Here is a 19,672-nt window from a genome sequence, read left to right on the forward strand (position 1 = left end):
GAGTTTATGCAGGTTCTTGCTTGTTTTCTTCAGGGGTCACATTGTTTTTTGAATACCACATAATGACAAGTCCTGCCAAGATTAATGGGATAGAAAGCACTTGCCCGGTATTTAAAATTCCTAAGGTTATTTTTTCTACGCCTTGTGGTTCTTTCAGAAATTCAACCAAAAAACGAATCGACCAAAGTACGGCAAAGAAAAAACCAAAAAGCCAGCCTTGTTGGTATTTTTTATTGGTTTTAAGATAGATCATCCACATGATGAAGAACAGCGCTAAATAAGAAAATCCCTCAAAAAGTTGTGTAGGATATCTGGGGACAATTTCACCATAACTTAAACTCTGCTGCGGAAATTTAATCGCAAAAATTGAATTTTCAGGAGCGGGTTTTCCGATAATTTCTGAATTGAAAAAATTTCCAAACCTGATAAAAAATCCAGCCAAAGCCACTGTTATTGCAACCCGATCTAGCATCCAAAAAGGATTTTTCTTCACCACTTTAATCGCGAAAATGATTGTTGAGGTCACCAAAACAATCGCCGCTCCATGACTTGCCAAACCGGAAAATCCTGTGAATTCAAAAGTGGGATTGGTGCGAATAGGTAAAAAAACGGACCAGAAATCTGTTTTGAAAAGTTCAGGTTCATAAAATGCAACGTGTCCAATCCGGGCTCCGAAAATAGTCCCGATTAAAGTCCAGGTAAAAAGTGGCTCTACAAATTTTACATCAACATGATCGATTTTAAACATTTTGGTCATTAAAACATAGCCAAGTCCAAAGGCAATGATAAACATTAAACTGTAATAATGAAGGGTAATTGGTCCTAAAGGAATCCCTGTGGACGGATCCCAAGTGGAATATAAGAATGTAAACATATAATTTATTTCATTTTTTTAATAACGCACTAAGGCACTAACTTAATCATTCAATCACACAAAAACTTACGGCTTCTTTTCCGGAACCGGATCGTAGCCTTCGCCTCCCCAAGGGTGGCATCTCGCAATTCTTTTAGCGCCCAACCATAATCCCTTAACCGGCCCGTGAATTTTAAGTGCTTCGATCATATAATGGGAGCAGGTGGGCTCGTACCGACAATTTTTTGGCAATAATGGTGAGATAAACCACTGATAAAATTTTATCAGGACAACCAAAGGAAATGTGATGATTTTGTTGAACATACAAAGATAATACTTCGCAAAAGTAGAGCTTTTTATGTAACAAATAAATATTTAAATAATAGATTCTGTTTTGTGTGTTTTCTATATTTCACAGTTTAAGTAGATAATTGTATTCATAAACTTAAATTTTTCTATGTTTTTTTATGATATTTTAAGTAAAAATTTTAAATTATTGCGAGAATACAAAATATTATACCAATCTTTGCACGATATTTTTTAATAATGATAAGAGCGTATATAAAAGGAACAGGATCTTACACCCCACCAAAAATCTTAAAAAATGATTTTTTTGAAGCAGTAGGATCTTCAGATGAGTGGATTTTTAAAAATTTAGGGATCAAGGAAAGAAGAATAGCAGTAGGTGAAGTGACCAGCGATTTAGCTTCTAAAGCAGCTTTGGAAGCTTTAAAAGACGCAGGCATTAATGCTGCTGAAGTTGATTTAATCATTGTAGCAACTTCTACCCCCGACAGGCAAGCACCTTCAACAGCTTGTTTTGTCCAGGAAAAAATCAAAGCACCAAATTCGGTCGCTTTTGATATTTCTGCCGTTTGCTCGGGCGGTCTTTATGGTTTGGCGATTGGCTGCCAGTTTATACAAACCGGACTGTACAAAAATGTCTTAATTATTGGGGCAGATACATTTTCCACTATTACCGATTGGAACCGAAAAGATTCTGTTTTTTTTGGGGATGGTGCGGGAGCAGTTTTGCTTTCTGCAACCCATGAAGATAAGGGTTTCTTTGATTTTAAATTGCATGCAGACGGAACAGGGAAAATGCATTTTAATATTCCTGCTGGTGGGTGCGAAATCCCTGCCACAGAAGAAACCATTAAACAAGGCCTTCAGTATTTCCAAATGAATGGTAAAGAAGTATATGAAACTGCAACCAGGGTTTTACCGGAATGCATCAACGAGATTCTAGAGGCAAATCATTTAAAATCAGATGATGTAGCGTGGGTTATTCCACACCAGCCAAGTATTAGAATTTTGCAAAAAGTTGCTGCTGAAGTTAATATTCCTTTTGAGAAAGTGATGACCAATATGGATAAATATGCGAATACCTCAGGAGGAACAATTCCTATCGTGCTCGATGAAACCTATAAAAGCGGAAAAATAAATGAAGGAGATCTATTGCTCTTTGCTGCTGTAGGATCTGGCTGGACTTGGGGAACTGCCCTGTATAAAGCCTAATATTCAATCAAAACTTTAATCATAACCCTATAATTTATCAAATTTAGAATGCTTTCAAATCAAACTTTTTTAATTACCGGAATTGCAGATGAAAATTCTCTCGCAATGAAAGTCGCTCAAGAAATTTTATCCTATAATGGCAAGGTCGTGTGTACCGGATTAGGGGTGACCCCTTTTCATACCAATTTATCTGAAAAAGCAACCAACTTTCTTACCAAATCATATGCAGATTTCGAAGAAGCTTGCAAGAAGAACTTGGGAAATGATGTTTTGCTTTTCCCGTTAGATGTGACCCTACCCGAAAATTTACATTCATTTGCCAATGAACTTTTAACTCGAAATATCAAGTTAAGCGGGTTTTTACATGCAATCGCAATGGACAAAACCATTCGCCAAAAGTCGGTAAAACCAATGTTAGAAGTTACTGCTGAAGAGTTTAATGATACGATGACCGTTTCTGCATTCTCCTTGATCAGCCTATCTCATGCTTTATTGCAAAATGGCGTATTGCAAAACGGAAGTTCTATAGTCTCCCTAAGTTACATCGCTGCCGAAAAAGTTTCTTTTTTTCCGTACATCAATATGAGTATCGCCAAAGCTGCACTCGAAAGATTAACGATTGAAATGGCGTACGAACTTGGCAAAGATTATGGCATCAGAGCTAATTGCGTGCGATTCTCTCCTTACATGGGAAGTAAGGCAGGAAATGCAACGCTCAAAGATGAAGATGTAGCTAGAGCTGACCGATTGAGTCCCTTAGGAAACGCAACTCCAGAGGATTTAGCGCACGAGGTTATTCATCTTTTTCGTAAAGAGATCAGAATCACAGGAGAAATTCGCCATGTAGATGGAGGCTTCCATATTATGGGATAAACTTTAAAATCGCTCCACCTAAAAGCTCATTTATTAAAAAAGAATGGGCTTTTTTCTATTCAGTTATTCCTAGCGTTTTTTTTGTTAAGTAGGTCTTTATTCATATCACTTCTAATTGTTTTTAACAGAAGCAATTTCGTGGATATTTAAAAAATATAATTTTTAGAACAGAATTGCCTTGCTGTGGTATTCCAAATTCTTAAAAAAATAGTGCAATTTTGTACCATGATTAATTCGAATATTCCTCTTGCCGAAAGATTAAGACCAAAAACTTTAGACCAGGTTTTAGGGCAGGAACATTTAACCGGAGAAAACGGGCCGATTCGTAAAATGTTAGAAAATGATACGCTGAATTCACTCATTTTTTGGGGGCCACCAGGCACCGGTAAAACAACTTTAGCAGAAATTATTTCGGAAACTTCTGGACGCAAATTTTATAAGCTTTCGGCAGTTTCAAGTGGGGTTAAAGATATTCGGGAAATTATTGAGGAAGCCAAAAAACAAAATCTCTTTTCCGGAAAATCACCCATTTTATTTATTGATGAAATTCACAGATTTAATAAATCACAACAGGATTCCTTGCTTCATGCGGTTGAAAAAGGTTGGGTGGTATTAATGGGTGCCACCACTGAAAACCCAAGTTTTGAGGTGGTTTCGGCGTTGCTTTCTCGTTCGCAGGTTTATGTTTTGAAAGCTTTGGAATACGAAAAGTTAGAAGAACTCATCGATATTTCTTTGGCTAAATACAACCAAGATTTCCAGACCGATTTCCGTATTAAAGATCAAGAAGCGTTTATTCAGTATTCTGGTGGCGATGCGAGAAAGTTGATTAATGCCATAGAAAATGTGCTCAATCAATTTAAAAATACAGAACAGAAAGAGATTGATAATCAAGATGTACTGTCTGTCCTACAAGAAACCATGGCGCTTTATGATAAAAATGGTGAACAGCATTATGATATTATTTCTGCCTTCATCAAATCCATGCGAGGTTCTGATCCCAATGGTGCCGTATATTGGTTAGCGAGAATGCTGGTTGGCGGTGAAGATATAAAATTTATTGCGAGACGGATGTTAATTTTGGCCGCTGAAGATATTGGACTGGCAAATCCGAATGCTTTGATTATGGCGAACAATTGCTTCCAGGCGATTAACGTGATTGGAAATCCGGAAGCCAGAATTATTCTGAGTCAAACAGCGGTATATCTAGCGGTGTCACCAAAAAGCAATTCTACTTATATGGCGATTAACGATGCGATGGCAAAAGTAAAACAAAGCGGGAACTTGCCGGTCCCTTTGCATCTCAGAAATGCTCCGACAAAATTAATGAAGGATTTGAACTATGGTAAAGATTATGATTACGCACATTCTCATGAAGGAAATTTCGTCGATTTAGAATTTTTGCCGGAAGAATTAAAAGGAACTGCATTTTACAATCCCGGAAATAATGCTACCGAAAATAAAATTGCCGAGCAACTCAAAAAGAAATGGAAAGATAAGTATTGATTTTTGCTTTCTTAATCAGCGCAGAAAATTAGCTTTCGAGCAAATATTCATGGTAATGTCCCAAGAATTTCACGGCAGCTCCGATAGATTCTAATTCTTCTAAGGCATTTTTTGATCGCACAGGATGCCACTCATTTGCAATATTCATAAAGAAAAAATAATTTCCTAAACCAGTTTTTAACGTTCGGCTTTCAATCTTTGAAAGATTCATTTGCCGCCAGGCAAAAACAGAAAGTACTTGATGTAATCCGCCAGCATGATCTTCCGGAAGCGTTATTAATAATGAGGTTTTTTCGGAAGTTTTTGGAATATCCAGGTTTAATAATTGATTCTTTTTAGAGATCACGATGAACTTGGTATGGTTCTGCTCAAAATCCTGAATATCAGAATGAAGAATTTTTAAGCCATACAATTTCGCTGCATAAGAATTGGCAACAGCGGCCCATTTTTCTTGAGGATTTTCTGCAACTAATTTTGCCGCCGCCGCTGTAGAGCTGAAATCGCGGGTTTCTTTATCTTTATAATGATCTTGTCGAAAGTGAAAAGTTTGTGCAAGCGCTTGTGGATGAGAAATAAAGGTGTCGAATCTTTCATTGTCTGGGTGAACCATCAAATGATGAGCAATAGGCATGACTACTTCTGTTTCGATAAAAATCCCCTCAAAATCATAAAGATAATCCAAGGTCATCGAAACCGTTCCTTCAATCGAATTTTCTAAAGGAACAACGGCTTTGTCAGCCTCATTATTCATCACCGCAGTAAAACAATCGATGATGCTTGATTGCGGAATCAGTTCGTTTTCAGGAAAGATTTGGGAACAGGCTAATTGGGTAAAACTTGCTTGCGGCCCGAGGAATGCAATTTTCATTCAGCAAAAATAAAAAAGCGTTTTGAATAGCGCCGCTATTATAGGTTTATTTTTTTTTATTCAGATTTAAAAACGGGTGATCGTTCAGAAATTCCATTATTATTAAAGGCTTCAATTTGAAAATAATACGCATCCACGCGATCTGCACCGGTGAAAAAGTACTCATTTTTACCATAAACCATAATGCTGCCGTATAATTTGTCGGGTGATTTTCCAAAATAAATAACGTACCCGTCGGCATTTTGATTTTGTTTCCATTTCATCCAAATGCTTCTCCGTTCGCCATATTTTTTAGGATCAGCACGCAAAGGAACAAAATCTTCAACCTTGTCAGGTTTTGCACCAGCGCCACTACCAAAAACTCTGAAGCCGCTTAAGGCAAATTTTCCGGTAGGCATTTTTAAATTTTCCATCTTCAAAAATCGGGCTTTTGCAGGCTTTTCTAATTCGATATAATCATGTGGAACATCGGTTATATTTTTACTTTTGTCTATTAAAGTTTTCCAATTTTTCCCATCATTAGAACTGTAAATTTTATACTGATGCATTTTCCCTGAGGTTTTTCCTTTGAATTCAACATCCTGATCTGCATAATTAATTTGAATGGCGTTGATGGTCGAAATTTCTCCAAGATCTGTTTGATAATATTCTCCAGGGTTGGCGGTTTTTGCAGACCAATACGTTTTAATGTCTTCATCAACCGCAAGGTTGGGTTGGTATCCGCCAAATGTTGATGAAACCTGTACCGGTTTCTGATAATTCAATAACATCCAACCGGGAAATAATCCTTTAGTAAAATCTTTTCCTTGCGCATATTTCGGAAGCAAAGTCGGGTAGTCGCCATAAGCGGTATTGCTGTACAGGACATCATCTTTATCAAAGCCTGCCGGCCAGATTCCTAACCTTCTTTCAAAATTATTTTTCACTGAAATGAAAATGGTGGAAACATGCCAATAGTTTCCGTGTTTATCTTGAAATGTTGAACCGTGACCTGCGCCGCGGGCAAATCCTCCCGGTTTATAAGAAAAAGGATTGTGTTTTTGGTATTCATAACCATCGAGCGGATTATTGCTCACATAAACACCATCAGCATAACCACTGAATTCGGTCGCTGGCGCACCGTATTGCATGTAATATTTCCCGTTGTGTTTTGTAACCCAAGCTCCTTCTATGAAAGGTTGTAAAAAGACATTATCATTGTATTCGCCAAATCTTTCCCAACCATGATCTTGGGGTTTAAGTTTGATAATCGGCTTTACATAGCCTTCCGACTGCATGGTTTTCGTATTGATTTCAGTTCCCAAAAGCGGCCATTCATTGCTAGAACCCCAATATAAGTAGAGTTTATCTTTGTCTTCATCATAATGAAAAGCGGGATCCCAAGCACCCACTTTCAGAGTGTCTACGGCGATTTCCCATTCATCTTTGGTCGGATTGGTCGATTTCCAAATCGGGAAATCAGATTCCCAGGTGGAGCCATAAACATACAAAGTATCTTTCATCGCCCATACAGCAGGAGCGTTCAGGTCGTGAATGTATTTTTTATCTCTTAAAAATTTTCTGGAAACAAATTCCCAGTGGAGCATATCATCGCTATGCCAATACCCTTCTTGATTGGTAGAAAACAGAAACAATTTATCTTTGAAATTAACAATCACAGGATCTGCCGTTGCACGGTGTTTTCCTTGCTTAGAAAATACGTCAAACGGCGTATAACCATAATCAATATTGATGGGGTTGCAATACGTTTTTTGTTGTGAAAAAAAGAGGGGCATTATCAGTAATGATAAAAAGTAGCCTAAATTTTGAATTTTCATTAAAATGCTTTTTGAATAGTAGTAAAGGTAACTAAAATTAATTTTTTTAGCGTTTTGATACTAAAAAAAATCTACCTCATTAAAGAAAGAGGCAGATTTGTGTGTTAAATAGTAAATGTGTTGCTACAAATTCAGCAAAAATTAATTCATTTGCGCAGGTGACAATGTGATTTCTGGTAGTGCATAAATATGCGATTTTGCGCGTAGGGCTACGATTTTTTTAATATAATTTAAGTCCTTTGCTTCATCAATAGTCATGTCTTTAAATTCATAGATTTTTACAGCCTTATTGGCTTCAAAAGATTTCTTCACATTTTTAAACTCTTCTTCATTTTTCACAGATACACTTGTGATTAAATGGTCGGGAGCAATATGAACTGCTTTTTGAGTTTTGAAAAGTTTAGCCCAGAAATTTTTTTTCACATCCGGCGCATTTTCTTGGTCGGTTCTGTAAATAATATAATCCTGGTTTCTGATTCCTGATTTTTCGATTCCTGCAGAAACTTCTTTGATGTTTTCTTGACTTGGAAAAAGACCAACAATCGTGTAATTCATGATAATTTTTTTTAGTTGTTAAATTCTATGCAAATATATTAATGTTTTATTTGTTAATGAAGTATATTTGTAAAATTAACATAAACTTGATAAAAATCAGGTTTAATTTTATTAATTTGATAATTATAGAATGGGTCGATTTATGACATCGTCTTTATTGATTATATTTACGCTTCTCAAATTTAAATTTTATGGAAATGAATGTTCTTTTAGCCTCAACTTCTACTTTATATGGAGGAAATTATTTGGAATACCTTACATCAGAAATTGCGGAGCTTTTTGCGGGAGTTGACGAAATTATTTTTATTCCGTTTGCTAGACCGGGTGGAATCTCTCATGATGATTATACGGATAAAGTGAAAGTCTTTTTTGCAGAACTGCAGATTAAAGCTACGGGATTGCATGAATTTGAAGACCAAGCTGAGGCCATTAACCACGCAAAAGGTTTTTTTACTGGTGGGGGAAATACTTTTTTATTGGTGAAAACGCTGCATGAAAATAATTTGATGCACCATGTAAAAGAGAATGTGAAAAAAGGAAAACCATATTTGGGTACAAGTGCCGGCTCAAATATTGGCGGACTCAATATGAAAACGACCAATGATATGCCTATTGTTTATCCCATGAGTTTTGAATGTATGGGCTTGGTTCCTTTTAATATTAACCCACATTATCTGGATCCGAATCCAGATTTGAAACATAATGGCGAAACAAGAGAAACCCGAATCAAAGAATTTTTAACCCAAAATGAGACCAAAGTGATTGGGCTGCGCGAAGGAAACTGGATTCGAAGAATTGGAAACCGAATTACCGTGGAAGGCAATGAAACGACTCGAATCTTTGAAAAAAATAAAGAACCTTATGAGATTAATTCGGGCACAGCATTATAATTTAATCTTGCCAATTTTTAAGGATGAGGTTCATTAAAAAATCCGGACATTTTACGACTTTATTTTTTTGAGAATCGAGGAAAAATAAAGTGGTTTTTGCCTCCGTAATTTTTTCTTTAGAATCATTATAAATTTCATATTCAAATTCGATTCTTACCCCAGGGATTTTTTTAATAAACGTATGAATTTCTAGATTTTGGTCATACCTCGCTGGTTTTAAATACTTAATGGAAAATTCAGATACTGGAAGCCATATTCCTTGTTTTTCAATATCATCATATGGAATCCCGAGCGTACGAAAGAGTTCAACTCTTGCCACTTCCAAATAGGTCGCGTAATGACCATAATAGACGTATTTCATAGGGTCGGTTTCAGCGTAACGAACTCGTAATGTGTGGGTTGTGTGTATCATCTTAAGTTTTAAATTAATCATACAAATATATTTTTAAATAATCAATAGTGCAAAGATTTTTTTTTAACGATTAAAAATTCCATCTTTGTCTTCCCGTCAAAATAAACAAACGAAGGAAAAATTGCAGCACGAAAATGGATGAAAATTTAACTATAATTTGGGAGAAATGTCTTACGTTCATGAGGGACAACCTCAATGCGGCGGAGGACAATACCGACCTAAAAAAACTCGAAAATTCTTTTGATTTATTATTTGATAATGTGCAACCTGTTTCATTAATCAGCAATAATTTAACCTTATTGGTTCCGAGTGATTTTTACAAAGAATATATAGAAGATAATTATTTATCATTGCTTTCTGCTGCCCTGAAAAAAAATATTGGAAAAGGCGTAAAACTTTGGTACTCGGTGATGGAAAATAAACCGACCGGGCAAGAAAAACCCATTACCATGAACATGAAAGGTAAAAGTGTTGCCACACCAAAAATGCAGGAAAGTTTACCTCCTTCATTTTCTGGAAACGTAATCAACCCTTTTGTGGTACCGGGAATGAAGAAAATAAATATTGATTCGAACTTGAAAGCTGACTTTTCCTTTGATAATTATGTAGAAGGAGAAAGCAATAAATTTGCGTCCACGGTTGCGAAATCAATTGCAAAAAGACCAGGTGCAACCGCTTTCAATCCATTATTTTTATATGGCGGTTATGGTGTTGGAAAAACCCATTTAGGCCACGCTGTTGGTTTGGAAGTAAAAAACGCTTATCCGGAAAAAGTAGTTCTTTATTTATCATCCGAGAAATTTATCCAGCAATTCGTTTCTGCCGCCAAAGCACACAAACAAACAGAATTTGCCAATTTCTATCAGATGGTTGATGTTCTGATTATTGATGATATTCAATTTCTATCTGGAAAAAAATCTACGCAGGACAGTTTTTTCCACATTTTCGATTATTTGCACCAAAATGGAAAGCAGATTATCTTGACCTCTGATAAAGCACCAGTAGATATTCTAGATATTCAAGATCGTATTGTCTCCCGATTTAAATGGGGACTTTCGGCAGAAATAAAATCTCCGGATTTTGATACGAGACGAAAAATTATCGTTGATAAATTAAGTCGTGATGGGATCGTTCTTACAGAAGATATGCTCGATTACCTCGCTTCTGAAGTGAAAACCAACGTTCGCGAATTAATCGGAGTGATTAATTCAGTGATCGCGTATTCGACCATTTACAAGTCAGATCTGTCATTAGAACTACTGAAGGAAACCATTAGTAAGATTGCCGCTAATCAGAAAAAGGTCATCAATATTCCTTATATTCAGGAGGTGGTTTGCGAATATTTCGGTATTCAAAGAGAGCAGTTATTATCGAAAACCCGTAAGAGAGAAATCGCCTTACCAAGACAGTTGGCGATGTATTTTGCAAAGGAGTTCACCAACGCAACCTTCAATAAAATCGGCGAAGAAATGGGTGGAAAAGACCATTCAACCGTAATGTACGCTTGCGATACGATTAAAGATGTTTCGAAAATCGATAAAGAAATTAAGAAATATGTTAAGGAATTAACAGAAAAGATTAAACAGTAAAAATTACTCCTTTAAAATGGAGGTAATATAATTTCAGAACCCTTTCAGCCTTTTAAAGGATGAAAGGGTTTTTTTAAATAAAGAAGAGTATGAAAATTTTAATGGTTTGCCTGGGAAATATTTGTAGAAGTCCCTTGGCTGAAGGTATTTTACAGTCTAAACTTCCCATCGGTTTTGTGGTAGATTCCGCTGGAACGATCGATATGCATCAAGGAAAAAATCCGGATTATCGTTCTGTTGAGACCGGACATCATTATAATGTTGATATTTCGCGACAACGCTCAAGACCTTTTACACCGAAAGATTTTGAAGAATTTGACCATATTTATTGTATGGATCAAAATAATTTGGAAGATGTTCTGTCCGTAGCAAAATCGGCCGATCACCGAAATAAAGTTTCCTTAATTCTAGAAAATAATCAAGAGGTTCCTGATCCATATTGGGGAGAAATGAAAGATTTTGATCATGTTTATCAGCTTTTAGATAAAGCTTGTGAAAGGATTGCGATCGACCTAAAGAGTCAAGTGAAAAGATATAATAATCAAATTAAGTAGCTATTATTTTTTTTGTCGTACACAAAAACACAAATATTCAACCACCCAAAATCTCAACCATGCTATTCCTTATTCCTGCTTACTTATCCGAAAATTCACCCCTTGATTATTTCGCCCCAGTGGTGAAAGAGTATATTTTAAAGACGGATTATTTCTTTGTAGAAAATGAAAAAACCGCTCGAAAAGTGATCAAATTTTTTGCACCTGAAAAAAAGCAGTCTGAACTGAAATTATTTCTACTGGATAAAAATACGGAGCGAAAAGATTTACAGGAAGCGCAAATGTTAATGAAAAAAGGACAGGATTTTGGTTTGCTTTCAGAAGCCGGGTTGCCCTGTATCGCTGATCCCGGAAATGTAATGGTTGCGTGGTGTCATGAAAATGCGGTCAAAGTAATTCCCATCAATGGACCTTCGTCAATTATTATGGCCTTGACTTCAAGTGGATTTAATGGTCAGGAATTTAGCTTCCACGGTTATTTACCCATTGATAAATCTGACAAAAAGGCTAAAATAAGATGGCTTGAAAATCAAGTTCATACTACGGGTTATTCCCAAATTTTTATGGAAACACCTTACCGTAATAATCCGCTTTTTGAAGATTTGTGTAAATTTTTAGCTCCTACAACCAAGCTTTGTATTGCGGCAAATATTAATGATCCGACTGAGGAATTCATCAAAACTTTAACCATAAAAGATTGGCTTAAAAACAAACCTGAACTTCATAAAATTCCTGCGGTTTTTGTGTTGGGAAAATAGATTTAAAGATCGTTTATAATTGTTTTTACCTTATTCCTTTTTATTTTTTTTTCGGTTTTTCCATTTTTTAAAACTGAAGATCAAAATGGGAATCATCAAAAAGAACGGCCAGAAAGAAATTACGCCCAACATAAAACCTACAAAACTATTCCAACCTTGCGAAATGGAATCTGCAAAACGGCTTCCAAAACCAATCCTGGAAGTAACGGAATCTCGCACTTTTTCTTTGTAAAGGGTAAGTTGCAAGGTGCTGTAATTCACTTGATCATCAATGAAACGTAGTCTGCCAACTGCCACGTCAATCTCATCTTCCAACCCTCTGATTTTTTCTTGAATTTCCAACATATCTTTGGTAGAAGAGGCTCCTTTCAATAAATCCCGATATTTCTCGAGGTAGATTTTTTTATTGGCTAACTTTATAGAAACATCGGTATATTCTTCGGTTACATCATCGGAAGAAATATTTTTTGAAAGTACTGAACCAATTCCCTCTGAAAAAGAAAGGATCAAAGCATCAAAATTTTGATAAGGAACTCGGATTTTCACATTTAAACTTTCGCTATACTCATCATTTCGAAAACTTTCATCTTGAATATACGCATTTGTCTTTTTTAATTTTTCTTCAATTTTTAGTTTGGATTTATCGATGCTGGCAACTTGAATTTCCATTCGCCCATTTTTGATGATTTTTTTGGAAATGGTATCCGATTTTCCAGAAGATTTATCTGGAATTGACTGTTTTGGAGCTAGGCTATTCGACGTTGATGGTGGTTCAGTAACCACTTCCATCAGGTTTGCATTGACTTCCATCGATTTCATTTCAGAACTACTGGAGTTCGAGTCGGAACAAGAAAAGAGTACTGCAAAGAGAGAAAGAGTTAAAAAATTTTTCATGTTGGAGGATTTGAAGAAGAGCATCAAAAATGGTGCTTAATATTTAATTTTGATTTTCTTTAAGAGAAAACTTAAAAGCCAGATAGGACCGATCAACAAAAATTGTAAGTCTTTTATGAAACTCGGTTTCTTACCTTCTATTTTATGTCCGTAAAATTGACCAAACCACGAAAGTGTGAAAATAGTAAGGAAAAATATCCAAGAGTGGTGCTCAAATTTTACATTGATAAAATAAACAAGATGTTCCATTAACAACATGATGAAAATCATGATTAAAGCAATGCGCCACGATAATTTGAAATAGAATAGGGTAACCAATGAAATCGCAAGGATCGAAACCAAACTGATCAACCCGAAATATTGAATGAAAATATGAGGCGACGGGATTAAGGAAATAAAGCCTAAAATTGACCAAAAAATCAACGGAACGCAAATCCAATGAATGATTTTGTTATTGTGGTTTTGATGACTTTCTGCGTACTCAGCAAAGAATTGATCTATTTTTCTCATTTATTCTGAAATTTCATCGTACTAAATTACTCATTCTTTTAATAAATAAATTACGTTTTTCCAGAAAGACTTTGATGAATGCGATTCTTGTTAATATTTCCTTATTTTTGGCAAAATTTATTAAGAATGAAAGATTTAATGGGACAGGCAATCTGGGACTTTTATCACGATGATAGCCCCGAGAATTTACTTACAGAAACTTCAATTTCTGAAATGGATGATTTGCCGGTTGAATATCTTTTTCGGGATTTTGATGAAATGAATTTGGTGGAACAAAAAGCTTTAGAATTAGCGAAAGGTAAAGTTTTGGATATTGGAGCAGGAGCCGGTTCACACAGCCTCTATCTTCAGAATGAAAAAGGTTTAGATGTTTTGGCCTTAGATTTTTCACCGAAATCTATTGAAGTTTGTAAGTTGCGTGGTGTTGAAAAAACACGCTGTTCTGATATTCTACAATATTCCGGGGAATCTTTTGATACCATTCTTTTATTAATGAATGGAACTGGCATTTTTGAATCGCTGGACAAAATCGATTTGTACCTTGAAAAATTACACTCATTTTTAAAGGACGAGGGACAAATTTTAATCGACAGTACCGATATTCTCTACATGTATGACCGAGATGAAGACGGAGGTGTGATGGTTCCAGCAGATCACTATTACGGCGAAGTCGATTATTTTTTGCACTATAAACTCGACACTGAAAAACCGATTAAATGGCTTTATCTGGATTTTAACACCATGAAAAAAGCTGTTGAAAATAATGGATTTACGATTGAAAAAATTCTGCAGGAAGAAGATTCTTTTTTAGCAAGATTAACGAAAAAATAAATTCTCGCAGATTTAGCAGATTTTATTAGAAGAAAATTTTAAGCGTCTCAAGTCCCTCTCCTTTGGAGAGGGACTTAGGGTGAGGAATTTACCCAATCTCAACACCGTTTTCTACTTGCTTTTCAGGAGTTACAAATACTAATTTTCCGTCAGCGTTATTTGTTAAAAGCAACATTCCCTGAGATTCGATTCCTCTGATTTTACGTGGAGCAAGATTGAGTAAAATCATGACTTGTTTTCCAACACATTCTTCCGGCGTGAAACTTTCAGCAACTCCAGAAACAACCGTTCTAACGTCAACTCCAGTATCTACGGAGAATTTCAATAATTTATCTGCTTTCTCTACTTTTTCTGCAGTGAGAATTGTAGCAGTTCTTAAATCGATTTTTGTAAAATCATCAAATTGAATTTCTTCTTTCATCGGGTTGGCTTTAGGATTTGTTTTTTTGTTAGATTCTTTGGTATTCTCTAATTTCTGAATTTGAAATTCAATCGTTTCATCTTCAATTTTTGAGAATAATAATTCTGCCGGATTAATTAGATGTCCGGTTTTGATGAGTACTTTTTCATTTTTAATGTCGCTCCAACTTAATTGAGAAACATTAAACATTTTCTGTAATTTCTCTGCACTGAAAGGAAGGAACGGTTCACAGATTTGTGCTAATCCAACTGCAATTTGTGCTGCGATAAATAAAGAACTTGCGGCTTTTTCCGGATTATCTTTAATGGTTTTCCAAGGTTCTTCAATTTGCAGATATTGATTTCCGAAACGTGCCAGATTCATCATCGCTGTCAAAGCATTTCTGAATTCGTATTGTTCTAAGAAATTTTCAACTTCGGTCGCGGCTTTTGTAATCTCGTTTAATTCTTCAGCATTTTCATTTCCGGCTGGAACAACTCCATCGTAATATTTATGAATAAGAACGGCAACTCTATTAATAAAGTTTCCGAAAATTCCCACCAATTCTGAATTGTTTTTGGTTTGGAAATCTTTCCAGGTAAAGTTATTGTCTTTGGTTTCCGGCGCTGAAGAAAGAAGAGCGTATCGCAATACATCTTGTTGCCCCGGGAATTCCTGAACATATTCGTGCGCCCAAACTGCCCAGTTTCTGGAAGTTGAGATTTTGTCGTTTTCTAAATTTAAAAATTCAAAAGCCGGAACATTGGTTGGCATTTTGTAATCGCCATGCGCTTTCATCATCGCCGGGAAAATAATGCAGTGGAAAACGATATTGTCTTTTCCGATAAAATGAACCAAGTCTGAATTCTCGTTTTGCCAGTAATCTTTCCAGTCTTTTCCGTTTTTTTCTGCCCACTCTTGGGTGAAAGAAATATAACCGATCGGCGCATCAAACCAAACATAAAGCACTTTTCCGTCGGCGTTTGGAAGAGGAACAGGCACCCCCCAATTCAGATCGCGGGTCATGGCTCTGGGCTTCAAACCATCGGTTAACCACGATTTTACTTGGCCGTAAACATTGGGTTTCCAATCATCTTTATGTCCTTCGATAATCCATTCATTCAGGAAATCTTCATATTCATTTAAAGGAAGGTACCAGTTTTTAGTTTCCTTTAAAATCGGAATATTTCCGCTCAACATGGATTTTGGATTGATTAATTCTGAGGGGGAAAGGGTAGACCCACATTTTTCGCACTGATCACCGTAAGCGTTATCGTTGCTACAATTAGGGCAGGTTCCAACGATATATCGGTCGGCTAAAAATTCATTGGCTTGTTCATCAAAATATTGTTCAGAAACTTCTTCGATAAACTTCTCTTTATTGTATAGCGTTTTGAAAAAATCCTGACTAACATCACGATGTCTTTCAGAAGTGGTGCGCGAATATTCATCAAATGAAATCCCTAAATCTTCAAAAGATTTTTTAATGATTCCATGATATTTATCTACAATATCCTGTGGGGTAACGCCTTCTTTTTTTGCACGAATCGTGATGGGAATTCCGTGTTCATCGGAACCGCAAATAAATGCAACGTCTTTTCCTAGTCTTCTTTGAAATCTCGCATATACATCAGCGGGAATATAAACTCCGGCTAAATGGCCAATATGAACTGGTCCGTTGGCGTACGGTAAGGCAGCCGTAATCATTTTTCTATTTGACATATATTTTGTCTAATTTTTTGCAAAGATAAGGGTTATCGAGTGGACTAGAAACTTTCCCAATTGATTATTATTAATTATTATCTTATTTTTAAAATCATCAAAATTTGGCGCGCTAAGTGGTATTCTTGCTAAACACTTGTTTATATTATTGTTAATTTATCTGAATTTATTTAGAACTACTCATTTTGTTATTGTAATGATTACTAGTACGTTATGATTTAGGTAGGTTTTTAAAGAATGATTCTTATCACGAATAATTAACATTTCCCTAAAAAAAATTATTATAACTGAAAAATTTCTTAAATTGCATTGCTCCTTTTAAGAGGATCGTGGTTATTGAATATTAATCCTTAAATTTTATTTTTGTGAGAAACTATACGAAAGTTTTAAAAATTGCTCCCGCTTTTTTATTGGCAGGAACAATGCTAAACGCACAAACAACTGACACCATTAAAACTGCCGAAATTGAGCAGGTTGTTTTAATTGGTTATGGAAAACAGAAGAAAGAAGATCTTACCGGATCAATTGCTTCAATCACTTCCAAAGACTTTAATCCTGGATCTACTTCAGCAGATCAGTTGATTATTGGAAAAGCACCTGGTGTTACCGTTACCGGAAACGGTGGTAATCCTGGGTCTGGAGCAACCATTCGTATTCGAGGTGGTGCTTCGTTAACAGCAAGTAATGATCCTTTAATTGTGATCGACGGTATTCCGATGGATTTTGGCGGGATCAGTGGCGCCTCAAATGCATTGGCATTGATTAACCCAAATGATATCGAATCTTTTGACGTTTTGAAAGATGCTTCTGCAGCTGCAATTTACGGAAACAGAGCCTCGAATGGGGTAATTTTGATTACCACCAAAAAAGGGTCTTCGGGTAAATTACGTGTAAACTTCTCCACCTCAGGTTCTGTATCTACCAAAATGGGAAATCAGAGCGTTTTAACTGCGGACGAGTTTAGAGCATTTGTACAAGCAAATGCTTCCCAGAATTACATCAACAAGCTCGGTAAAGCAAATACCAACTGGCAAGATTTAATTTATCAAACCGCTTGGGGAACTGATAATAACGTGGCAATTACTGGGGGAATCAAAAAATTACCTTACCGCTTGTCGCTAGGTTACAATGAGCAAAATGGTATTGTAAGAACCAATGAGTTTAAAAGAACATCAGTAGGTTTAAACCTTACACCGAAATTCTTTGACAACCATTTGAGTGTTACGGCTAACGTGAAAGGGTCGATGACCGAAAATCGTTTCCCAGCTGGTGTCATCGGAGCAGCACAGTTTTTTGATCCTACTCAAGAAGTCTATGACTACTCACCACAGGGAAATCAAGTGAATAATTACTGGGAATGGTTTTTAAATCCTACGAACATTAATGTCAATGCCACCAGAAACCCGATTGCTTCTTTATATGGCAGAAGAGATGTTTCTACCGTTTTCCGTGGAATTGGAAATTTACAGTTGGATTATAAATTTCATTTCTTACCCGACTTGCATTTTAATGTAATCGGTGGATATGATTATCAGAAAGGAAATGGAGCAATTACGCAATACCCAGGTTATGCGGGAATGCTTGCTTCCGGAGATGTAAGTACACGAAGAGATTATACGCAGGAAAAAACAAATAAGTTATTAGAAACGTATTTAAACTACGTTAAAACAATATCTGCAATTGATACTAAAGTAGATTTAATGGCTGGTTATTCTTATCAGCAGTTTCATGATGAGGTGCCTTCCGCAACTACGTATTATGGAAACCCAACCAGAGTTTCTACACCGAGTAATCGCTATGAAGGTAAATTGACCTTATTAGGATTTTATGGTCGTGGAATTTTCAGCATTGCCAACAAATATATCTTAACAGGATCGGTAAGAAGAGACGCTACGTCTCGATTCTACAATGGTACAGATTTGAAAAACAACTGGGGAACATTCTATGCAGCCTCAGGAGCTTGGAAAATTAAAAACGAAAGTTTCCTAAAAAACTCCAGCGTATTTTCTGATTTGAAATTAAGAGCAGGTTGGGGAGAAACCGGACAACAGGAAGTAGGTGGGTATTATAACTCCTTTGCCTCTTATAATGTATCTGATCCTACCGCTCAATATGGTTTCGGAGATCAATTTTATCTAATGTACCGCCCGACGCAGTATAACCCGAATTTAACTTGGGAAACTACGGAGACCATTAATGCTGGTTTAGATTTTGGCTTCTGGAGAAATAGAGTTACAGGTTCAATCGACTGGTTCAAGAAAAAAACCAGAGATTTACAAGCAAGAGTTCAAGTACCCGCAGGTGAATTCAGCAATACCAATATTAAAAATATAGGATTGATGGAAACAGACGGGATCGAATTCCTAATCAACGTAACTCCTATTAAAACAGAAGACTTTACCTGGGATTTCAGCTTTAATGTGGCTCAATACAACCCTGAAGTTACTCATTTTGATGATGTTGCCGATGGTTACATTATTCAGCAAGGAGGAATTTCTGGTGGAGTTGGGAATACCGTGCAAGCACACAGCGTAGGTTACACTCCATTTAGTTTTTATGTGTATCAACAAGCTTACGATGCTGCTGGGAAACCTTTAGAAGGAGTTTATGTAGACAGAAACGGAGACGGTAAAATCAGTGCAGATGGTGATAAATATTTCTACCAATCGACCACACCAGATGCTACCTTCGGTTTCTCGACCAAATTCAAATACAAAAACTGGGATCTGTCAACTTCTTTGAGAGCGGTTTTAGGTAATTATGTGTACAATAACTTTGATTCTCAATCGAATGTGCAAAGTATTGCAACCAATGAATACTTACAGAATATCTCTAGCACAACTGCAAACTACGGTTTTGGAACGCCGCAATACTGGAGTGATGCTTTTGTAGAAGATGCTTCATTCTTAAGAATGGATAATTTGACGCTTGGCTATAACTTTGGTGATGTTTTCAATTCAGGAAGTAACCTTAGAGTGTATGGTATGGCGCAGAACGTATTTGTAGTTACTGATTACTCAGGCGTAGATCCAGAAATTTTTGGAAATATTGATAATGGATTTTATCAAAGACCAAAAGTATATTCATTAGGATTAAACTTTCAATTTTAACAATTAACAACA

18 protein-coding genes are annotated in these 19,672 nt (G+C 36.2%); 9 read left to right on the top strand and 9 right to left on the bottom strand.

Features of this window, described 5'->3' with window-relative positions; genetic code table 11:
* Positions 1-4 precede the first annotated feature (4 nt).
* Both lgt and yidD read right to left on the bottom strand, forming a co-directional pair.
* Entirely contained in the window at positions 5-874 is an 870-nt protein-coding gene (lgt, locus tag QWY78_RS04615; protein ID WP_290217066.1) for a prolipoprotein diacylglyceryl transferase, read from the bottom strand.
* Between the two features lie 66 nt (positions 875-940).
* Positions 941-1,177 carry a membrane protein insertion efficiency factor YidD gene (gene yidD, locus QWY78_RS04620; protein ID WP_290217067.1) on the bottom strand — a complete coding sequence of 79 codons (237 nt, stop codon included), beginning with the start codon at positions 1,175-1,177 and terminating at the stop codon, positions 941-943.
* A gap of 222 nt (positions 1,178-1,399) precedes the next feature.
* Here yidD and QWY78_RS04625 point away from each other — a divergent pair, with 222 nt between their 5' ends.
* From QWY78_RS04625 to QWY78_RS04635, 3 genes are all read left to right on the top strand, one after another.
* Positions 1,400-2,371, top strand: coding sequence for a 3-oxoacyl-ACP synthase III family protein (locus QWY78_RS04625; RefSeq protein WP_290217070.1), 972 nt, complete (start codon positions 1,400-1,402; stop codon positions 2,369-2,371).
* 48 nt (positions 2,372-2,419) lie between these two features.
* The gene (locus QWY78_RS04630; protein ID WP_290217073.1) at positions 2,420-3,244 is read left to right on the top strand and encodes an SDR family oxidoreductase; all 825 of its coding nucleotides are present in this window, start codon (positions 2,420-2,422) and stop codon (positions 3,242-3,244) included.
* A gap of 228 nt (positions 3,245-3,472) precedes the next feature.
* Positions 3,473-4,750, top strand: a complete 1,278-nt coding sequence (locus QWY78_RS04635) for a replication-associated recombination protein A (protein WP_290217337.1) — start codon at positions 3,473-3,475, stop codon at positions 4,748-4,750.
* A 28-nt stretch (positions 4,751-4,778) separates the two neighbouring features.
* On the opposite strand, the gene pheA is transcribed toward QWY78_RS04635, so the two are convergent.
* The 3 genes from pheA to QWY78_RS04650 all read right to left on the bottom strand — a co-directional run bounded on the left by pheA (position 4,779) and on the right by QWY78_RS04650 (position 7,990).
* A complete protein-coding gene (gene pheA / locus QWY78_RS04640) occupies positions 4,779-5,618 on the bottom strand; it encodes a prephenate dehydratase (RefSeq protein WP_290217075.1) in 840 nt (279 codons plus the stop codon).
* Between the two features lie 56 nt (positions 5,619-5,674).
* Entirely contained in the window at positions 5,675-7,435 is a 1,761-nt protein-coding gene (locus QWY78_RS04645) for a discoidin domain-containing protein (RefSeq protein ID WP_290217077.1), read from the bottom strand.
* A gap of 141 nt (positions 7,436-7,576) precedes the next feature.
* Positions 7,577-7,990: a hypothetical protein gene (locus QWY78_RS04650; protein WP_290217078.1), complete on the bottom strand. Its 414-nt coding sequence runs from the start codon at positions 7,988-7,990 to the stop codon at positions 7,577-7,579.
* A gap of 197 nt (positions 7,991-8,187) precedes the next feature.
* Here QWY78_RS04650 and pepE point away from each other — a divergent pair, with 197 nt between their 5' ends.
* Positions 8,188-8,880 carry a dipeptidase PepE gene (pepE, locus tag QWY78_RS04655; protein WP_290217079.1) on the top strand — a complete coding sequence of 231 codons (693 nt, stop codon included), beginning with the start codon at positions 8,188-8,190 and terminating at the stop codon, positions 8,878-8,880.
* 1 nt (position 8,881) lies between these two features.
* Here pepE and QWY78_RS04660 read toward each other — a convergent pair whose 3' ends face one another.
* The gene (locus tag QWY78_RS04660; protein ID WP_290217082.1) at positions 8,882-9,292 is read right to left on the bottom strand and encodes an acyl-CoA thioesterase; all 411 of its coding nucleotides are present in this window, start codon (positions 9,290-9,292) and stop codon (positions 8,882-8,884) included.
* Positions 9,293-9,426: 134 nt separating this feature from the next.
* Between QWY78_RS04660 and dnaA the strand changes: the two genes are divergently transcribed.
* From dnaA to QWY78_RS04675, 3 genes are all read left to right on the top strand, one after another.
* On the top strand, positions 9,427-10,881 hold the full coding sequence (gene dnaA, locus QWY78_RS04665; RefSeq protein ID WP_290217083.1) for a chromosomal replication initiator protein DnaA: 1,455 nt from the start codon (positions 9,427-9,429) through the stop codon (positions 10,879-10,881).
* Positions 10,882-10,970: 89 nt separating this feature from the next.
* A complete protein-coding gene (locus tag QWY78_RS04670) occupies positions 10,971-11,435 on the top strand; it encodes a low molecular weight protein-tyrosine-phosphatase (RefSeq protein WP_290217086.1) in 465 nt (154 codons plus the stop codon).
* A 59-nt stretch (positions 11,436-11,494) separates the two neighbouring features.
* Positions 11,495-12,193 (top strand): SAM-dependent methyltransferase, encoded by a 699-nt coding sequence (locus tag QWY78_RS04675; protein ID WP_290217088.1) that lies wholly within the window; start codon positions 11,495-11,497, stop codon positions 12,191-12,193.
* Between the two features lie 30 nt (positions 12,194-12,223).
* Here QWY78_RS04675 and QWY78_RS04680 read toward each other — a convergent pair whose 3' ends face one another.
* Both QWY78_RS04680 and QWY78_RS04685 read right to left on the bottom strand, forming a co-directional pair.
* The gene (locus QWY78_RS04680; RefSeq protein ID WP_290217089.1) at positions 12,224-13,087 is read right to left on the bottom strand and encodes a DUF4349 domain-containing protein; all 864 of its coding nucleotides are present in this window, start codon (positions 13,085-13,087) and stop codon (positions 12,224-12,226) included.
* Positions 13,088-13,123: 36 nt separating this feature from the next.
* Positions 13,124-13,597 carry an Mpo1 family 2-hydroxy fatty acid dioxygenase gene (locus QWY78_RS04685; RefSeq protein WP_290217091.1) on the bottom strand — a complete coding sequence of 158 codons (474 nt, stop codon included), beginning with the start codon at positions 13,595-13,597 and terminating at the stop codon, positions 13,124-13,126.
* A gap of 126 nt (positions 13,598-13,723) precedes the next feature.
* On the opposite strand from QWY78_RS04685, the gene QWY78_RS04690 reads away from it, so the two are divergent.
* Complete coding sequence (locus QWY78_RS04690; protein ID WP_290217093.1) at positions 13,724-14,428, top strand: class I SAM-dependent methyltransferase; 705 nt, start codon at positions 13,724-13,726, stop codon at positions 14,426-14,428.
* 88 nt (positions 14,429-14,516) lie between these two features.
* Here the strand turns inward: QWY78_RS04690 and metG are convergent, their stop codons facing one another.
* Positions 14,517-16,550 carry a methionine--tRNA ligase gene (gene metG, locus QWY78_RS04695; RefSeq protein WP_290217095.1) on the bottom strand — a complete coding sequence of 678 codons (2,034 nt, stop codon included), beginning with the start codon at positions 16,548-16,550 and terminating at the stop codon, positions 14,517-14,519.
* 365 nt (positions 16,551-16,915) lie between these two features.
* Here metG and QWY78_RS04700 point away from each other — a divergent pair, with 365 nt between their 5' ends.
* Positions 16,916-19,660: a SusC/RagA family TonB-linked outer membrane protein gene (locus QWY78_RS04700; protein WP_290217097.1), complete on the top strand. Its 2,745-nt coding sequence runs from the start codon at positions 16,916-16,918 to the stop codon at positions 19,658-19,660.
* Positions 19,661-19,672: the final 12 nt, after the last annotated feature.

This window comes from Kaistella yonginensis (assembly GCF_030409525.1).
Classification (GTDB): domain Bacteria; phylum Bacteroidota; class Bacteroidia; order Flavobacteriales; family Weeksellaceae; genus Kaistella; species Kaistella yonginensis.

Bases quoted from the DNA above. Each gene is read 5' to 3' on its own strand.
- pheA (WP_290217075.1), bottom strand. From the start codon at position 5,618: ATGAAAATTGCATTCCTCGGGCCGCAAGCAAGTTTTACCCAATTAGCC.
- QWY78_RS04685 (WP_290217091.1), bottom strand. From the start codon at position 13,597: ATGAGAAAAATAGATCAATTCTTTGCTGAGTACGCAGAAAGTCATCAA.
- lgt (WP_290217066.1), bottom strand. From the start codon at position 874: ATGTTTACATTCTTATATTCCACTTGGGATCCGTCCACAGGGATTCCT.
- yidD (WP_290217067.1), bottom strand. From the start codon at position 1,177: ATGTTCAACAAAATCATCACATTTCCTTTGGTTGTCCTGATAAAATTT.
- QWY78_RS04645 (WP_290217077.1), bottom strand. From the start codon at position 7,435: ATGAAAATTCAAAATTTAGGCTACTTTTTATCATTACTGATAATGCCC.
- QWY78_RS04625 (WP_290217070.1), top strand. From the start codon at position 1,400: ATGATAAGAGCGTATATAAAAGGAACAGGATCTTACACCCCACCAAAA.
- QWY78_RS04675 (WP_290217088.1), top strand. From the start codon at position 11,495: ATGCTATTCCTTATTCCTGCTTACTTATCCGAAAATTCACCCCTTGAT.
- QWY78_RS04680 (WP_290217089.1), bottom strand. From the start codon at position 13,087: ATGAAAAATTTTTTAACTCTTTCTCTCTTTGCAGTACTCTTTTCTTGT.
- QWY78_RS04660 (WP_290217082.1), bottom strand. From the start codon at position 9,292: ATGATACACACAACCCACACATTACGAGTTCGTTACGCTGAAACCGAC.
- QWY78_RS04630 (WP_290217073.1), top strand. From the start codon at position 2,420: ATGCTTTCAAATCAAACTTTTTTAATTACCGGAATTGCAGATGAAAAT.
- pepE (WP_290217079.1), top strand. From the start codon at position 8,188: ATGAATGTTCTTTTAGCCTCAACTTCTACTTTATATGGAGGAAATTAT.
- QWY78_RS04650 (WP_290217078.1), bottom strand. From the start codon at position 7,990: ATGAATTACACGATTGTTGGTCTTTTTCCAAGTCAAGAAAACATCAAA.
- QWY78_RS04670 (WP_290217086.1), top strand. From the start codon at position 10,971: ATGAAAATTTTAATGGTTTGCCTGGGAAATATTTGTAGAAGTCCCTTG.
- metG (WP_290217095.1), bottom strand. From the start codon at position 16,550: ATGTCAAATAGAAAAATGATTACGGCTGCCTTACCGTACGCCAACGGA.
- QWY78_RS04690 (WP_290217093.1), top strand. From the start codon at position 13,724: ATGAAAGATTTAATGGGACAGGCAATCTGGGACTTTTATCACGATGAT.
- dnaA (WP_290217083.1), top strand. From the start codon at position 9,427: ATGGATGAAAATTTAACTATAATTTGGGAGAAATGTCTTACGTTCATG.